We start from the raw sequence: 17,626 nt of genomic DNA on the forward strand, positions 1-17,626 counted from the left end.
GTTTTTGCGTAGTCGCTCAGCGACCTTCCCTGTGGACTGCATCCAATTGCAGCCGCTTTTACACCCCAAGGAGTTTTGCAACATGATGGAAACACTCTTGTCCCGTTCGATCCGTGCGATCTGCCTGGGCGGCATGACCCTCGGCATGACCGCCGCTATCGCACAGGAAGCCTCGGCTCCGCTGCAGCGCGTTGAAGTGACCGGTTCGCGTATCCGCCAGGTTGACCTGGAAACCGCCCAGCCGATCCAGGTCCTGAGCCAGGAACAGATCCAGAAGACCGGTCTCGTGACCGTCGGCGACATCCTGAACAACCTGTCGTCGGCCGGCGCGCCTGACTTCAGCCGCAGCGGCTCGCTGACCTCGAACACCGAAGCCGGCGGCCAGTACGTCAGCCTGCGCAACCTCGGTTCGAACCGCCTGCTGGTGCTGGTGGACGGCAAGCGCTGGACCCAGACCGTTGCCGGCTTCACCGATCTGTCGACCATCCCGTCGGCCATGATCGAGCGCATGGAAATCCTGAAGGATGGCGCTTCGTCGATCTACGGCTCCGATGCAATCGCGGGCGTGGTCAACATCATCCTGAAAAAGAACATGGAAGGCGGCCAGCTGAACCTGTACACCGGCGCTTTCGAAGAAGGCGATGGCCGTAACAAGGACTTCTCGCTGACCTACGGCGCCGGCAACGACAAGGCGTCGCTGATGTTCGGCCTGGCGCACACCACCCAGGGCCGCGTCGGCACCCAGGACCGCGAAATCACCGCGACCTCCTACGGTCCTGCGCACTTCGGCGACGGCTTCGGCACCTCCCCATGGGGCCGTATTCGCCAGCTGACCCCAGGCGGCAGCCCAACCGGCTTCAACCGGATGATCAACCACACCGGCACCTACGACGGCAAGGGCACCAGCTCGCCTTCGCGCAACCCGAACAGCTACCACACCTACACCGGCGCCATCGAGGATACCTACAACTCGACCCAGGACATGGACCTGCTGTCCCCGAACAAGCTGGACACCCTGTTCGTCAAGGGCGAGATCGCGCTGCCGAAAGACATGCGCCTGAAGACCACTGCGATGTACTCGCAGCGTGAGTCGACCCGCCAGATCGCCGGCTATCCGCTGCAATCGGCAAGCCAGGCCAAGTTCCCGGTCTACATCGACAAGGACAGCTACTACAACCCGTTCGGCAACCAGGTGGCCGGCGCCGGCCTTGGCCAGGACCTGTACTTCTACCGCCGCACGATCGAGCTGCCACGCGTTACCGAAAACGAGAACCGCACGCTGCACATCGATGCGACCCTCGAAGGCGAATTCAACATCCGTAACAGCGCCTGGAACTGGGACATCGGCTTCAACCACAACAAGGTCTCCGGCATCTCGCGCGACAGCGGCAACATCAACCTGCTGACCCTCAAGCGCGCCCTCGGTCCGTCGTTCATGAACGCTTCGGGCCAGGTACAGTGCGGCACCGCCGCCTCGCCGGTCCCGCTGGCTGATTGCGTACCGTTCGACATCCTGGGCGGCCCATCGGCATCGACCGCTGCAGCACTGAACTACGTCAACACCTCGGGCGCCAAGACCTACGGTTCGACCATCAACAGCGCTACCGCCAACATCGGCGGCGAAGTGTGGCAACTGCCGGCCGGCGCGCTGGGCGTTGCAGTGGGCGTCGAGCACCGCGAAGTCAAGGGTTCGGACGTGCCGGACCAGTTCTCGCAGTCGGGCTACTCGACCAACCTGTCGGGCCTGCCGACCTACGGCCGCTACACCGTGCGCGAAGCGTACGCTGAAGTGAACATCCCGGTGTTCAAGGGCCAGCCTTTCGCTGACCTGCTGAGCTTCAACCTGGCCACCCGCCACTCGGACTACAGCAACTTCGGCGTGACCAACAACAGCAAGGCCAGCTTCATGTACAAGCCGGTCAAGGACGTGCTGTTCCGCGGTACCTGGGCGGAAGGTTTCCGCGCACCGACCCTGGACGACCTGGCAGGCGGCGGTTCGCAGTCCTTCGACACCTTCCTGGATCCATGCGACACCCGCTTCGGCGAAGCATCGCGCAATGCGGCAGTGGCGGCACGCTGCGCCAGCGGTTTCGCAGGCGTGCGCGGCACCCCGGCCAACTACCGCCAGCAGCTGCAAGCAGGCACCCCGATCACCAGCACCAACGGCACCCAGTCGCTGGTCGCCTTCCAGTCGGGCGCCGGCAATGCCTTCCTGTCGCCGGAAACCGCAGTCACCAAGACCGCGGGCTTCGTCTACAGCCCATCGTTCCTGTCTGGCTTCAGCGTGGGCCTGGACTGGTACAACATCAAGATCAACAATCGCATCACCGCGATCAGCGCGACCTACGTTGCCAACCAGTGCTTCATCGAAGGCATCTCGAACTTCTGCACCTCGATCCAGCGTGATCCTGTCACCGGCCAGATCAACCAGCTGGCACGCGGCAACGCCAACCTGGGCGAAGTGGAAACCGAAGGCCTGGACCTGGCGATCAACTATCGCTTCCCACGCACCGCCTACGGCCAGTTCGGCGTGCGCAGCGAAACCTCGTACACCGACAAGTACCGCACCCGCAGCACCGCGGACCAGGAATGGAACGAGTACGCCGGCGACTACTTCTACAACCGCGTGAAGTCGAACAACACCCTCGACTGGAACATGGGTAACTGGAGCGCCTCGTGGGGCTTCCGTTACTTCAGCCCGGTCAAGGACCAGTGCTGGGACGTCGATGCAGGTGTCGAGTGCAACATGCCTGAGGTCGAAACCGCCAGCTTCGGCACCGGCGCCAACAAGCTCGGTTCGGTCACCATCCATGACCTGAGCGTCGGCTACAAGACCTCGTGGAACGGCCGCATCCTGCTGGGCGTGAACAACGCCTTCGACAAGAAGCCACGCATTGCCTACAGCACCCAGGCCAGCGCCGCCGCAGTCGATGTCGACCAGCTGCTGGACCGCTTCATCTACGTCCGCTACACCCAGTCGTTCTAATGGCACGGGGCCTCGCGGCCCTGTCCTGAAGAGCTGACCTGATGCCCGCCCGGCTTTGCCTGGCGGGCATTTTTTTATGCCTGCGCCGCTTGGGGTATCATGGCGGATTGGGCGGCGCGGCCGCTATTACCGACACGAACAATGGCAATCAAACTCAAGAACGACAAGGACATTGGCAAGATGCGCGTGGCCGGCCGCCTGGCCGCCGAAGTGCTGGACATGATCAAGGAATACGTGGTGCCGGGCGTGTCGACCGAAGAGCTCGACCGCCGCTGTCACGAATACATCCGCAAGGTGCAGAAGGCCACGCCGGCCAATGTCGGCTACCACGGCTTTCCCAAGACCCTGTGCACGTCGGTCAACGGCGTGGTCTGCCACGGCATCCCGAGCGAGAAAGAAGTCCTCAAGGACGGCGACATCGTCAACATCGACGTCACCGTGATCAAGGATGGCTGGCACGGCGACACCAGCCGCATGTATTTCGCCGGCACCCCGCGCCCGGAGGCGCAGAAGCTGGTCGACACGACCTATGAAGCCATGATGGCGGGCATCCGCGCGGTGCGCCCCGGCGCGCGCCTGGGCGACGTCGGCCACGCGATCCAGAAGCTGGCCGAGAGCGCTGGCTATTCGGTGGTGCGCGAATACTGCGGCCACGGCATCGGCCGCGTCTACCACGAAGAGCCGCAGGTGCTGCACTACGGCCGCCCCAACACCGGCCTGCTGCTCAAGGAAGGCATGACCTTCACCGTCGAGCCGATGATCAACCTGGGCGGCGCCGACGTCGACCAGCTGGAGGATGGCTGGACCGTCGTCACCGCCGACGGCTCGCTCTCGGCCCAGTGGGAGCACATGATCGCTGTCACGAAGAACGGCGCCGAGATCCTGACGCCCTGGCCCAAGGCCTGAGCACTCCCCTGCCCTGGACCGCGCCACGCGGCAGGCGAAAAAAAAACCCGGCCGAGGCCGGGTTTTTGTTTGCAGCGTAATGCTTAGAACGAGTACTTCGCCGACAGCGTGAAGTAACGGCCGTAAGGGTTGTGCAGCCCTTCGTTGTAGCCGGCCAGTGGCTGGCCCGAAGTTGCGCCGTAGCGTGGATCGTACGGTGCGGCTTCGTCGAACAGGTTCTGGATGTTGAAGGTCACGGCCAGGTTCTTGACGCCGGTGTAGGTGTAGCCCACGCCGACACGGATCCATTCCTTGACCGAGCAATCCGGGAAGGCTGCAAGGTAGCCAGGCACCGATGCGCTGGCGCTCGGGAAGTTCGCCGCGGTACCGGCATTCACGGCCGGTGCGTAGTGGCAGAACGGCATCGCGTAGGTGGTCTTGTTGTCGAACTTGCGGATCAGCGACACCGGACCGGTGTAGTTGATGTTACCGCTGAACGCGTGGGCGCCACGGCTGAGCGACGCCGAGATCGAGGTCTTCCAGCGTGGAAGGTCCATGCTGCTGGACAGGTTCCAGTCGACCAGGCCGGCGTTATAGCCTGCCAGGTTGTGCTCGGCGTCGCCCGGTTCCTGCTGCAGCGTGTACGAGTGGATGTAGGCCGAGGTCAGCTTGGCGCTGAAGTTGCCCAGCGAACCGAGGTTCTTGCGGTAAGCCACGTCCAGGTCGATACCGCGCACTTCGACGGCGCCCTGGTTGATCCATGGCTCGCGCACCATCAGCAGCGGGCCGGTGCCGGGAATCGGACGGCCTTGTGCATCGGTGATGAAGTTGGCCGGGTTCTGGTCGCGCACGATCAGGCCAGGGTTGGTGTCTTCGTTACGCAGTGCGTCGAAGGCGCTGCCCAGTGCCACTTCGCCTTCCTTGCGGATCTTGTAGGCGTCGATGCCGAAGTCCCAGCTGGTATTCGGCGAGAACAGGATGCCGAACGAATAGCTCTTCGAGGTTTCCGGCTTCAGGTCCGGGTTGGCGCCGCCGGTGCCCGATGCCGACTTGTTGCAGTCCGCTTCGGTGGCGTTTGGCTTCGGGGTGCGCTCGTCGGCTTCGCAACGCTTCGGATCGAACAGGCCCGACAGGAAGAACTGGGCGCCGCCCGGGGTCACCTGCGACAGCGCCGGTGCACGGAAGCCTTCGGCATAGGTGCCGCGGAAAGCCAGGGTGTTGGTGGCGGTCCACTTGGCGCCGACCTTCGGCACGAAGTTGGCGTCCATGCCTTCATACTTGTCCCAGCGGCCCGCGAAGTCCATCTCGAAGTTCTTCAGGAACGGGGTGCGGACTTCGATGAAGCCCGACTTGACGTCGCGTTCGCCGTCGATGACGGTGTTGGCCAGGCCGTAGATGTTACCGGCGGCCAGTTCGGCATCCGGACGCATCTTGAGGGTCTCGCGGCGTGCTTCGGCGCCGACTGCCACGCCGATCGCACCGCCTGGCAGGCTGCCGACGGTGGTGTTGGCCTTGACGTCGAATTGCGCGATCGATGCCTTGTCGTTCGACTCGGTGCTGCGGAAGATCGCCGGGTCGGCGGCAACCTGGGCCAGCGTCGAGCCGGCGTTCAGGCGGCGCAATGCCGGCAGGTAGAGGCGGCCCTTGTAGCTGTCGTTGCGGCGCGCTTCGTTGTACAGGAAGGCGGTTTCCCAGTCCCAGTTGAAGTTGGTGCCCTGCAGGCCGGCCAGCAGGCGGCCGTTTTCATTGGTGGTCTCGGTGCCGCGCGGTGCGTTCTCGAAACGATAGGCGACCGACGCGCGCGCGTTCGGGAACGGGTTGTTCGGGTGGCCGATCGGCAGCACGGTCTGGTAGCTCGGCGCGATACCGGTGGCGGTGAAGTTGGTCACCGGCGTGGTATTGATCGTGATCGGGGTCGAGTCGTAGGCGCGCTCGGTGCGGGCGTAGGCCACTTCGGCAAAGGCGCGGGTGGTGGCGCCGAGCTTGAACACGCCGCGGCTCATCAGGCTGCCTTCACGGCCGTCGCTGATGCCTTCCAGGTGCTGGTTCAGGTCGTAGTTGCAGAACTGGCGGTTGATGAACACGCTGGTCGCGGCCAGGCCCATGGCGGTCGAGCCGGTCAGCACGCGCGATGGATCGCAGCCCAGGGTCACGCGCAGGCGGTCGGCGGCATTGGCCTGGGTGGCGCTGAACACGCCCGAATTCGGGGCCGACTCGCGGTAGAAGATCGGCGAGTTCGAGATGGTGCTGCCGTACGGGGTGGCATAGCGGTTCTGCAGGCGCTTGTATTCGTCGAACTTGATGTCCTTGACGTCGGCGCGCAGGACGCGGTCGCGCTCGGACACGTCGCCGGTCACGAAGACGTTGTAGCCATCCGCTTCCAGGTCGCCGGTGCCGGCGAAGAAGTTCACGCCCTTGCGCTTGAACTTGCCGCTGTCGTTGGCGCTGATACGGGCCGACACTTCACGGCCCTGGTAGTTCGCCTTGGTGATGAAGTTGATCACGCCGCCGATCGCGTCGGAGCCGTACACGGCCGATGCGCCATCCTTCAGGATCTCGACGCGCTCGAGGGCGGCCAGGGGGATAGAATTCAGGTCGTACAGGGTCGAGTTGCCGTTGTTCGGGTCGGCGTAGGCCGACGGGGTCATGCGGCGGCCGTTGAGCAGCACCAGGGTCGAGGTCGACGACAGGCCGCGCAGCGAGGCGGTCGAGACGCCGCGCGAGAAGCCGCCGTCGTTGGTGTCGAGGTTCTGGTCGGTGCCCATCGACGGGACCAGGCGCATCAGCTCGGTCACGGTGGCGGCGCCCGACTCGCGGATTTCCTTGGCGGTGATGGTCTGGATCGGCTGGGTGCCTTCCTTGTCGGTGCGCTTCAGGTTCGAACCCGTCACATACACGGTGGCCGGCGCTTCCGAGCTGGTGGTCTGCGCCTGGGCGAATGGCGCGGCTGCGATGGCCATGGCGACTGCGACGACGCTGTATTTCAATTGTGGTTTGTTCACGTTTTCCCGTCCTACGATTTTAGTTATTTCATGCCTTCTGCATGGAACCCATGCCCCGTGCATGGCGTTCATGACATGCGCATGAATTTTATGCATCACATATGCATTTCATGCATACAGAGTAGAGTCTCGCAGAGGCTTGCAACAAAGAAAATAGTTTTTGTTTGAGAATTAGGAAAAAGCTTGAGATCTGTTGTATTTCTTTAACGCCGAATTTTGTTTGGCATTTGCTGGATATGGACATAAAAAAAGCGCCCCTGCGGGGCGCTTTAAAACATCTAAAAACGTCGGGTAAAAGCTTTATTTCGCGTTCATCAGTGCGACAGTGGTGTCGAGCATGCGGTTCGAGAAGCCCCACTCGTTGTCGTACCACGACGAAACTTTCACCAGGCGGCCCGACACCTTGGTCAGGGTCGAGTCGAAGTTCGACGAGGCAGGGTTGTGGTTGAAGTCGATCGAGACCAGCGGCTCGGTCTGGTACGTCAGGATGCCCTTCAGGGCGCCTTCCGAGGCGGTCTTGAGGATGGCGTTGACTTCGTCCACGGTGGTGTCGCGCTTGGCGATGAAGGACAGGTCGACCAGCGAGACATTGATGGTCGGGACGCGGATCGCGAAGCCGTCCAGCTTGCCGTTCAGCTCGGGCAGCACCAGGCCGACCGCGGCGGCAGCGCCGGTCTTGGTCGGGATCATGCTCATGGTGGCCGAACGGGCGCGGCGCAGGTCTTCGTGCATCACGTCCGACAGCACCTGGTCGTTGGTGTAGGCGTGCACGGTGGTCATCAGGCCGGTTTCCAGGCCGAGGGCGTCGTTCAGCGGCTTGACCAGCGGGGCCAGGCAGTTGGTGGTGCAGGACGCGTTCGAGATCACGGTGTCGGTCGATTTCAGCACGTCCTGGTTCACGCCGAAGACGATGGTGGCGTCGACGTCCTTGCCGCCCGGTGCGGAGATGATGACTTTCTTGGCGCCGCCCTTCAGGTGGCTTGATGCCTTCTCCTTGGTGGTGAAGAAGCCGGTGCACTCGAGCACCACGTCCACGCCGAGCTCGCCCCATGGGATCTCGGCCGGGTTGCGGGTGGCGAACACACGGATCTTGTCGCCGTTGACGACCATGTTGTCGCCTTCGACCGTGACGGTGCCCGGGAACTTGCCGTGGGCCGTGTCGTAGCGGGTCAGGTGGGCGTTCGATTCGGCATTGCCGAGGTCGTTGATCGCCACGATCTGGATGTCTTGCTGTTTGCCGCCTTCGTAGAAAGCGCGCAGGATGTTGCGGCCGATGCGGCCATAACCGTTGATTGCAACTTTGATCGTCATTGCTTTGGCTCCTGATTAGAAAAAAACTTTTTTCATACCTCGAATGCAAAACGGGCCGCCACGAGGCAGCCCGAAGAAACGCTTATGCCGCGATCACGGCCTTGGCTTTTGCCACGACGTTCTCGACGGTGAAGCCGAAGTGCTTGAACAGCACCGGCGCCGGCGCCGATTCGCCGAAGGTGTCGATGCCGACCACGGCGCCTTCCAGGCCCACATACTTGTACCAGAAGTCGGTCACGCCGGCTTCGATCGCCACGCGCGGCACGCCGCGGGTCAGCACGCTCGCCTTGTAGGCGGCCTCCTGGCGCTCGAACACGTCGGTCGACGGCATCGAGACCACGCGCGCGGCAACGCCCTCTCCTGCCAGTGCGTCGGCCGCCTTCATCGCCAGTTCGACTTCCGAACCGGTGGCGATCAGGATCACTTGTGCGTTGGCCGCCTCGCGCAGCACGTAGCCGCCCTTGGCCACGTTGGCGACGGTAGCGCTGTCGCGCTCCATGAACGGCAGGTTCTGGCGCGAGAAGATCAGGGTCGACGGGCCGTCCTTGCGCTGCACTGCCGCGCCCCATGCCACTTGCGACTCGACCGTGTCGCATGGACGCCAGTTGTCCAGGTTCGGGATCAGGCGCAGCGACGAGACGTGCTCGACCGACTGGTGGGTCGGGCCGTCTTCGCCCAGGCCGATCGAATCGTGGGTGAACACGAACAGCGAACGGATCTTCATCAGCGCCGCCATGCGCAGGGCGTTGCGGCTGTAGTCCGAGAAAGTCAGGAAGGTCGCGCCGAACGGGATGAAGCCGCCGTGCAGGGCCACGCCGTTCTGGATCGCGGCCATGCCGAATTCGCGCACGCCGTAGTTGATGTGGTTGCCCGGGATGCCCGAGCGCACCGCGACCGACTCTTTCCAGTTGGTCAGGTTCGAGCCGGTCAGGTCGGCCGATCCGCCCAGGAATTCTGGCAGGCTTGGGGCCAGCGCCTGGATCGCGTTCTGCGAGGCCTTGCGGGTGGCGATGGTCTCTTTCTTCTCGACGCAGGCGGCGATGGCGGCATCGAGCACGGCGTTGAAGTTGCCCGGCAGTTCGCCCAGCATGCGGCGCTCGAATTCGGCGGCCAGCTCAGGGTGCTTGGCGCGGTACTGCGCGAACATGGCGGTCCAGTCGGCTTCCAGCTTGGCGCCGCGTTCCTTCGCGTCCCAGGCTTCGTACAGCTCGGCCGGGATGTCGAACGGGATCGGGTCCCAGACCAGGTGCTGGCGCACGGCCGCGATTTCCTTGTCGCCCAGCGGGGCGCCATGGACCTTGTCGCCGCCTTCCAGGTTCGGGGCGCCCTTGCCGATGATGGTCTTGCAGCAGATCAGGGTCGGACGGTCCGAGCCCTTGGCCGCTTCGATCGCGGCGGACACCGCGGCGACGTTGTGGCCGTCCACCGCGGGAATCACGTTCCAGCCGTAAGCTTCGAAACGCTTCTGGGTGTCGTCGGTGAACCAGCCTTCGACGCGGCCGTCGATCGAGATGCCGTTGTCGTCGTACAGCCAGATCAGCTTGTTCAGGCGCAGGGTGCCGGCCAGCGACGCCACTTCGTGCGAGATGCCTTCCATCAGGCAGCCGTCGCCCAGGAAGGCGTAGGTGTAGTGGTCCACCACGTCGAAGCCAGGCCGGTTGAATTCGTAGCCCATCAGCCACTCGGCCAGCGCCATGCCGACCGAATTGGCGATGCCCTGGCCGAGCGGGCCGGTGGTGGTTTCCACGCCCGGGGTGATGAACACTTCCGGGTGGCCCGGGGTCTTCGAGTGGAGCTGGCGGAAGTCGCGCAGATCGTCCATCGAGACATCGTAGCCTGCCAGGTGCAGCAGCGCGTAGTGCAGCATCGAGCCGTGGCCGTTCGAGAGCAGGAAGCGGTCGCGGTTCATCCAGCCCGGATTGGCCGGGTTGTGGCGGTAGTGCTTGTCCCACAGCGCAACGGCGATCTCGGCCATGCCCATCGGCATGCCCGGGTGGCCGGAGTTCGCTTTCTGGACAGCGTCCATCGCCAGCGCGCGGATCGCGTTGGCCATCAGGGTGGTGGTTTGCGTAGATTTCATGGAAGTACGTAGGGTCTGGATTGGGAAGCGGTGGCGATGCGGCTGGCCGTAACCCGGTATTTTACCAGAGCACCTTGCTGCCGAATTAAAATGCAGGTTTGTCGCCGCTCTCCACCAGGAACCGCATGCCCCGTTTTTATTCGCCCGAGCCGCTCACCAGCGGCGCCACCGTCGACCTGCCCGAATCCATCGCCCACCACCTGCACGTTGTAAGAATGCAACCAGGCGACGCCCTGACCCTGTTCGATGGCCGCGGCGGCCAGTATGCGGCGTTGCTGGCCGAGATCGGCAAGAAGCGCGCAAGCGCCACCGTGGGCGACTTTGATGCGGTCGAGGTCGAGCTGCCCTATGCCGTCACGCTGGCCCAGGGCTTGCCCGAGGGCGCGAAAATGGACTGGATCATCGAAAAAGCTGTGGAACTGGGCGTCGCCAGCGTGCAGCCGCTGGCGGCCCGGCGCAGCGTGGTGCGGCTCTCCGGCGAACGCGCCGAGAAACGCCACGCCCACTGGCAGGGGGTGATCGAGGCCGCCTCCGAGCAGTGCGGGCGCAACCGGCTGGCCAGCCTGGCCCCGGTGGCCGACTTCGGCCGTTGGCTGGCGGCCCCTGCCCTGCCCGACCAGCCGCGCATCCTGCTCAGCCCGCGCGCGACGCAGTCGCTGGCCGGCTGGGCCCAGGCGAGCGGGCCGCAGACGCTGACCCTGATGGTCGGCCCGGAAGGCGGGTTCACACAGGAAGAGGAAGAGGCGGCCCTGGCTGCCGGCGCGCTGGCCTTGTCGATCGGGCCGCGTGTGCTGCGCACGGAGACGGCGGCGCTGGCCGCGCTGGCGATGCTGGGTGGGATCTGGGGTGGAATGTAAAGTATCGCGAAGGCTGATCCGCTGGTAATCCGTAGGGTGGGCAAATTTCTTGCCCACGCGTTCAACCAGCGCAAGAATGACCGAGCAGGCATTTCATACGTGATTTGAACGCGTGGGCGCAAAACAGTCCACTGGACTGCTTTGCCCTGCCCACCCTACGGGTCCCGGACGGCGCGAACAAATGAAAAAAGCCCCCGCAGCAGGAACGCCTGCTGCGGGGGCTTTGTGCTTTGCAGGCAGCGGCGTTGCCGCCGCTGCCATGTTCAGCTAATTAAAACGCGTAGGCCAGGCCGAGGCTGAAGAAGCGGCCGACGGCGCCAGGCTGGTGCAGCGAAGCGTTGTACGAAGTGCCTGCACCCGAGTTGCCGTAGGTTGCGACGTCGTACGGTGCTTCCTTGTCGAACAGGTTCAGGATCGCGCCGCGAATGGTGAGGTTCGGGGTGATCTTGTACGAGATGTTCAGGTTGGTCGAAGTGAACGAGGACACGTCGCAGTAGTTCGCAGGCTGGATCAGGCCCTGGAAGTAGGTACGGCCACCAACGTGTTCCGCGGTGTTCGCGCAATCTTCCTCGCCGAGTGCCGGATCCTTGGTCGAGAAGCCGCTCGTGTAGTTCACGGTGGCGGTCACGTCCAGCGGGCCGCGGGCATAGCCCAGGGTGAACTGTGCGCGCTGCTTCGGGTTACCGGTGGCACCGCCCACCGACGATGGGCCTTGCGTGCCAGCCAGCTGGTACGAGGTGTCGCCGATCGAGGTGACGTAGCCGAAGGTGTGCGCTGCGCTCAGGTTGGCCGACACGGTGCCCATGTCGTTGGCCAGGCGCCAGCGGTAACGCACGTCCGCTTCGATGCCGTGGGTTTCGGTGCTGCCGGCGTTGATGTACGGCGACAGGCCGTACAGGATCGGGCCGACCGATGGGGTGCCGACGACGCGGCCGGTGCCCACGCCGGTAGCGATGTCCAGCGGTGCTGCCGGGCCACGGACCCAGGTAGGGACGAAGCTCGGATCGTTACCAGCCTGGGTGACGACCAGGTTATTGATGCGGATCTTGTAGTAGTCCAGCGACATGTTCAGGCCGCGCATCGGCTCGACGATGATGCCCAGGGTGTACGACTTCGACTTCTCCGGCTGCAGGTCCGGGTTGGTGGTCTGCACGTACGGCGGGGCGAAGCCGCAGGCGGTCGGGACGTTGCCGGCGGTGTTCTGGTTGCCGTTAGCGCACAGGATCGGGTCGTTGATCGCGTTGAAGGTGAAGAACGAACCTGCGTTGCCCACTTCGGCCGGATTCGGCGCGCGGAAGCCGCGTGCGAAGGTACCGCGCACGGCGACCTGCTGGATCGGCGTCCACTTGAAGTTGGCGGCCGGGGTGAACGAGTTGCCGTAGGTGTCGTAGTGGTCGTAACGAGCCGAGACGCCCAGTTCCAGGTTCTTGACCGGGGTCGCCTGGAGTTCGGCGAACACGGCGGTGTTGGTCTCGTCGCCGATGGTGAAGGCCGAGGTGTTGTTCACTGCGCCGATGGCGGTCAGCGACGATGCCGGGGCGTTCTGCTCACGCTTGTGCCAGTGGGCGCCGACTGCCAGTGCCAGTGGACCTGCGCCCAGGGTCATCAGTTCGCGCGAACCGACCAGGTCTGCGTAGTTCAGCGTCGATTCCAGCTTGTTGCCGAACTCCGGTGCGACTGCAGCGACCAGCGCTGGGTCGTTGCCGCCTACGACATTCCACCTGCCGTTGCGGATCGCGTTGTAGAGGTTCTGGCGGTTGATGTTGCCGCCGATCTCGAGGTCGTTCTTGACGCGGGTCGCGCCGACGCCGCCGCGCACGTCCCAGCCCATTGCCTCGCCGACGATATCGGCGCTGAAGCGGGTGCTGGTGGCCTTGTTGCTGGTCCGCAGGGTCGGGCCGATGTCCGGGATGTAGCCGTACAGGCGGGCGGACTGGGCGAACGGATTGGTGACGTTCGCGCCGACCTGCGCGCCCGGGGCGAACAGGGTGCTCGGGATCGCGCCCACGCGGCTGGTCAGCACGCCGTTGTTCAGGGTGGTGAACCCGTTGAAGCTGATCGGGTTGTACGCTTGCGGAGCGGCGTTGCGGTTGTTGCTGCTGTCTCGCTGGAAGATCGAACCCTTCAGGTTCAGTTCCCAGTTGTCGCTCAGCTTCTTCGTCATGCCGATCAGCAGGTTGACGTTTTCGGTTTCAGGCTGGATGTTCGACTCGGTGTCGTTCACCTGGCAGCCGCCGGCGCGGTACAGGGTGAAGTTACACTTGCTCGGGTCCAGGAACACGTAGTTGGCCGGGTTGTTGACGTTGCTCACGCCAGCCGGGTTGTTCGGATTCGACGGGTTGTACAGGAACGGCGTGTTGGTCGGGGTCAGGAAGCTGTTGATGCTCCTTGGATTGCCCTGGGCGTCGAGGCCGGCAACCGGCACACCCAGGTTGATGTTGTTGCCGCCGCGGCTACGCCAGTCGCGGTTCGCGTAGCCGAACTGCTCGCGCTGGGCGACCTTGATCGAGCCCTGCTTGCGCGCTTCCAGGGTCACGAAGGCGTTGTAGCCGTCTTCGTCCAGGTTGCCGATGCCGGTGCTGATCGACATGCGCTTGGTCTTGCCGCCGCCGTGCTGGGTGTCGCCCACTTCGGCAGCCAGGCGGGTGCCGTTCAGGTTCTTCTTGAGCTTGATGTTGATCACGCCTGCGATCGCGTCCGAACCGTACAGCGCCGATGCGCCGGACTTCAGGACTTCGATGCTTTCGATGGCGTCGAATGGGATGGCCGACACGTCGACGAACGAGCGCTGGGCATCGTCCGACAGTGGGTACGGCGCCATGCGGTGGCCGTCGATCAGGACCAGGGTCGCGCCCACGGTCAGGCCGCGCAGCGAGATGCCCGATGCGCCGTTGGCGAATGCGCCGGCAAAGCCGGTGCCCAGGGTACCCGCGCCGTTGGCGGCCAGGTCGGTCAGCAGTTCGGCGACCGAGGTCTTGCCGCTCTTCTGGATGTCCGCTGCGGTCAGCACCTGGACCGGTGCCGGCGTTTCGGTGTTGGCACGGCTGATCAGCGAGCCGGTCACGACCACGCGCTGGGCTGGCGCGGCGGTGTCGGTGGTCTGCGCAAAGGCTGGTGCGACCAGGGCGCCGCTGGCGACCACGGCTGCAACGGCAAACGGCAGCGACTTCAATTTGAACGTCATGAGTACTTCTCCTTCTGGGCTTTTCTTAGGGTGGTTTTTCTTCTTACCGGCCCCTGGCTGGCATGCCATCCGGGGGCCGGCTGTCTCCATCGAACCCGGGCACCGACTGCGGGCCCTGCCCGGAATTGCTCCCGGGCGGGATTGGAGGATGTCTGCTGGTACAGCCAAGTCACTACATGTGTATATCCACCGCTTTTCGGCGGCGCCATTCTTTCGTACTCCGACCGCTAGTACGGGTAGCCTCAAATAACTGTAAATTGAATGAAAACGTTATTTGAATTTATACATAAAACCATATCGCTGGTAAAAGTGTCAATTGAGCGCCGGCGGCCTTCAGTGTCGAAAACAACACATTTGCTTCAATCTTCAAGGATGACTAACGAACTGATGTATTAACCCCGATCCCGTGCATATGTCAGGGCGCATGGGTAAATACATGCAGCAGGCCGCATGATGGCTGCTGTTTGCATGTAGTTAGGCACCATATGCAGACCAGATCTGCATGTGAGCCAAAATGGTCAATGTTGCAACAATAATTCGGTGCGCATGAGTTGGAGGCGACAAAGATTTGCACATTTGGCGTTGTAGGCAAACAACGTTATCAAAGCATACATATCGGCTGGCCTGTCGAAAGGAAGAGCTCAGGCCCACCGCGACGCGGCGCGCGGCGGCAAGCAACGGACCCTGGCTGTCGCATTCCTCCCGAGTACCGGGCAGTTCGGTAAAATAGCGGTTTGGCCCGTTCTCTCATTGTTGCCTCACTAGCAACCACGCCCCTACCCATGCTCCGAATCAGCGACCTCAAACTCCCCCTGAACCACCCCGAACCGGCCCTGCGCGACGCCATCCTGGCGCGCCTCGGGATTGCCAGCGACGAGCTGGTCGACTTCACGGTCTTCAAGCGCAGCTACGATGCGCGCAAGAAGTCGGCGATCGTGCTGATCTATTCGATCGACGCCGAGCTGCGCAACGAGGCGGCCGTGCTGGCGCGCCTCAAGCAGGACCAGCACGTCGGCCCCTCGCCCGACACCGGCTACAAGTTCGTCGCCGCCGGCAAGCCGGCGCCCGGCACGCCGCGTCCGATCGTGGTCGGCACCGGTCCCTGCGGGCTGTTCGTGGCGCTGGTGCTGGCCCAGATGGGCCTGAACCCGCTGGTGCTCGAACGCGGCAAGGTGGTGCGCGAGCGCACCGTCGACACCTTCGGCTTCTGGCGCAAGCGCAAGCTCAACACCGAGTCGAACGTGCAGTTCGGCGAAGGCGGCGCCGGCACCTTCTCGGACGGCAAGCTGTACAGCCAGATCAAGGACCCCAAGCATTACGGCCGCAAGGTGCTCACCGAGTTCGTCAAGTCCGGCGCGCCGGAAGAGATCATGTATGTCAGCAAGCCGCACATCGGCACCTTCCGCCTGGTGAAGATGGTCGAGCAGATGCGCGCCGAGATTATCTCGCTGGGCGGAGAGATCCGCTTCGAGACCCGCCTGGAAGATATCTACGTGGGCGAGGAAAACGGCGTGCGCCAGGTCCAGGGCGTGCGCTTAGGCAATGGCGAAGAAATCCCGACCCGCCACCTGGTGATGGCGATCGGCCACAGCGCGCGCGACACCTTCGAGATGCTCTACGAGCGCGGCGTCTACATCGAAGCCAAGCCCTTCTCGATCGGCTTCCGGGTGGAGCACCCGCAGTCCCTCATCGACGTGTGCCGCTTCGGCCCCAACGCCGGCAACAAGATCCTGGGCGCGGCCGACTACAAGATCGTGCACCACGCCTCCAACGGCCGTTCGGTCTACAGCTTCTGCATGTGCCCGGGCGGCACCGTGGTGGCGGCATCGAGCGAAGAAGGCCGCGTCGTCACCAACGGCATGAGCCAGTATTCGCGCAACGAGCGCAACGCCAACAGCGCCATCGTGGTCGGCATCACGCCCGAGGACTATCCTGGCCATCCGCTGGCCGGCATCGCCTTCCAGCGCGAGCTCGAGTCGCGCGCCTTCCTGCTCGGCGGCAGCACCTATGACGCGCCGGGCCAGTTGATGGGCGACTTCGTGCGCGGCGTACCCTCGACGGAATTCGGATCGGTGCTGCCTTCGTTCCGCCCGGCCGTGCACCTGACCGACCTGGCGCCGTCGCTGCCGCAATACGCGATCGTGGCGATGCGCGAAGCGTTTGTGGCCTTCGACAAGCAGATCAAGGGCTACTACAAGGAAGACGCCGTGCTCACCGGCGTCGAGACCCGCACCTCCTCGCCGATCCGCATCAAGCGCAACGACGGCGATTTGCAGAGCCTGAACACGCGCGGCCTGTTCCCGGCCGGCGAAGGCGCGGGCTATGCCGGCGGCATCATGTCGGCGGCGGTGGACGGCATCCGCGTGGCCGAAGCGGTGGCGCTGGCGATGGCTGCGTGACCGCCGCCGCGGGAACCGCGCCCCGCACGCTCGGCCCCGGCCTGGCGATCCTGGCCTCGATGGTGTCGGTCAATGCCGGCGCCGCCTGGGCCAAGGGGCTGTTCCCGCTGGTCGGCAGCGAAGGCGTCACCGCCGTGCGCGTGGGCCTGGCCGCCATCCTGATGCTGGCCATCGTGCGGCCCTGGCGCACCCTCCCCGCGCGCCGCGACGCCTTCAATCTACTGGTCTACGGCCTGATGCTGGGCTGCATGAACCTGCTCATCTACGGCGCCTTTGCGCGCATTCCGATCGGGGTGGCGGTGGCCATCGAAGTGGTCGGCCCGCTGGCCGTCGTGGTGCTGTCCTCGCGCCGCGTGCGCGATTTTGCCTGGGTGCTGCTGGCGGCCTTCGGACTGTGGCTGCTGGCGCCCTTCCACGACGGCGTGCCGCCGCTCGACCCGGCCGGGGTGCTGTACGCGCTGGGCGCGGCCTTCTGCTGGGCGATGTACATCGTGTTCGGCAAGCGCGTCTCCGGCATGAACGGCAGCCAGGCGGTGGCCTGGGGACTGCTGGCGGCGGCGCTGTTCACGGTGCCGGTCGGCGTGGTGCACGCCGGCGCCGGGATGCTCGACCCGCGGGTGCTGGCCGGCGGGCTGGCCGTGGCCGTGCTCTCGAGCGCCCTGCCCTATTCGCTGGAGATGGCGGCGCTCGCGCGGCTGCCGCAGCGCGTGTTCGGGATATTGGTCAGCGCCGGGCCGGCGTTCGCGGCGCTGGCGGGCTATGTCGTGCTGGGGGAGCGCTTGACCGGCATGCAGTGGCTGGCGATCGTGCTGGTGATGGTGGCTTGTGGCGGGGCTGCGGCCACAGCGGACAAGCGTCCTTCCTAATTGCCCGTTGAACCAAAAAATATTTAAATGACTGTGCACAATAAAACGAAGCCTTC

The 17,626-nt window shown here is 64.3% G+C and carries 9 protein-coding genes; 5 read left to right on the forward strand and 4 right to left on the reverse strand.

The window, feature by feature from the left end; all coding sequences use genetic code 11:
• Positions 1–82 precede the first annotated feature (82 nt).
• Together AC3XQU_RS12325 and map are read left to right on the forward strand one after the other, a co-directional pair.
• On the forward strand, positions 83–2,986 hold the full coding sequence (locus tag AC3XQU_RS12325; protein WP_489874446.1) for a TonB-dependent receptor domain-containing protein: 2,904 nt from the start codon (positions 83–85) through the stop codon (positions 2,984–2,986).
• A gap of 141 nt (positions 2,987–3,127) precedes the next feature.
• Entirely contained in the window at positions 3,128–3,892 is a 765-nt protein-coding gene (map, locus tag AC3XQU_RS12330; protein ID WP_489874447.1) for a type I methionyl aminopeptidase, read from the forward strand.
• 83 nt (positions 3,893–3,975) lie between these two features.
• Here map and AC3XQU_RS12335 read toward each other — a convergent pair whose 3' ends face one another.
• The 3 genes from AC3XQU_RS12335 to tkt form a co-directional block, all read right to left on the reverse strand.
• Entirely contained in the window at positions 3,976–6,873 is a 2,898-nt protein-coding gene (locus AC3XQU_RS12335) for a TonB-dependent receptor plug domain-containing protein (protein ID WP_489874448.1), read from the reverse strand.
• A 300-nt stretch (positions 6,874–7,173) separates the two neighbouring features.
• Positions 7,174–8,184, reverse strand: coding sequence for a type I glyceraldehyde-3-phosphate dehydrogenase (gene gap / locus AC3XQU_RS12340; protein ID WP_489874449.1), 1,011 nt, complete (start codon positions 8,182–8,184; stop codon positions 7,174–7,176).
• Between the two features lie 82 nt (positions 8,185–8,266).
• Positions 8,267–10,264, reverse strand: a complete 1,998-nt coding sequence (gene tkt, locus AC3XQU_RS12345; protein WP_489874450.1) for a transketolase — start codon at positions 10,262–10,264, stop codon at positions 8,267–8,269.
• 125 nt (positions 10,265–10,389) lie between these two features.
• On the opposite strand from tkt, the gene AC3XQU_RS12350 reads away from it, so the two are divergent.
• Positions 10,390–11,121, forward strand: coding sequence for a 16S rRNA (uracil(1498)-N(3))-methyltransferase (locus AC3XQU_RS12350; protein ID WP_489874451.1), 732 nt, complete (start codon positions 10,390–10,392; stop codon positions 11,119–11,121).
• Positions 11,122–11,392: 271 nt separating this feature from the next.
• On the opposite strand, the gene AC3XQU_RS12355 is transcribed toward AC3XQU_RS12350, so the two are convergent.
• Positions 11,393–14,305 carry a TonB-dependent receptor gene (locus AC3XQU_RS12355; protein ID WP_489874452.1) on the reverse strand — a complete coding sequence of 971 codons (2,913 nt, stop codon included), beginning with the start codon at positions 14,303–14,305 and terminating at the stop codon, positions 11,393–11,395.
• Between the two features lie 782 nt (positions 14,306–15,087).
• On the opposite strand from AC3XQU_RS12355, the gene AC3XQU_RS12360 reads away from it, so the two are divergent.
• The gene (locus AC3XQU_RS12360; RefSeq protein WP_489874453.1) at positions 15,088–16,704 is read left to right on the forward strand and encodes an NAD(P)/FAD-dependent oxidoreductase; all 1,617 of its coding nucleotides are present in this window, start codon (positions 15,088–15,090) and stop codon (positions 16,702–16,704) included.
• On the forward strand, positions 16,701–17,570 hold the full coding sequence (locus tag AC3XQU_RS12365) for an EamA family transporter (protein ID WP_489874454.1): 870 nt from the start codon (positions 16,701–16,703) through the stop codon (positions 17,568–17,570). The genes AC3XQU_RS12360 and AC3XQU_RS12365 overlap by 4 nt, the downstream gene beginning before the upstream one ends.
• Positions 17,571–17,626 lie beyond the last annotated feature (56 nt).

It is taken from the genome of Telluria sp. AZSoR62 (assembly GCF_058111565.1).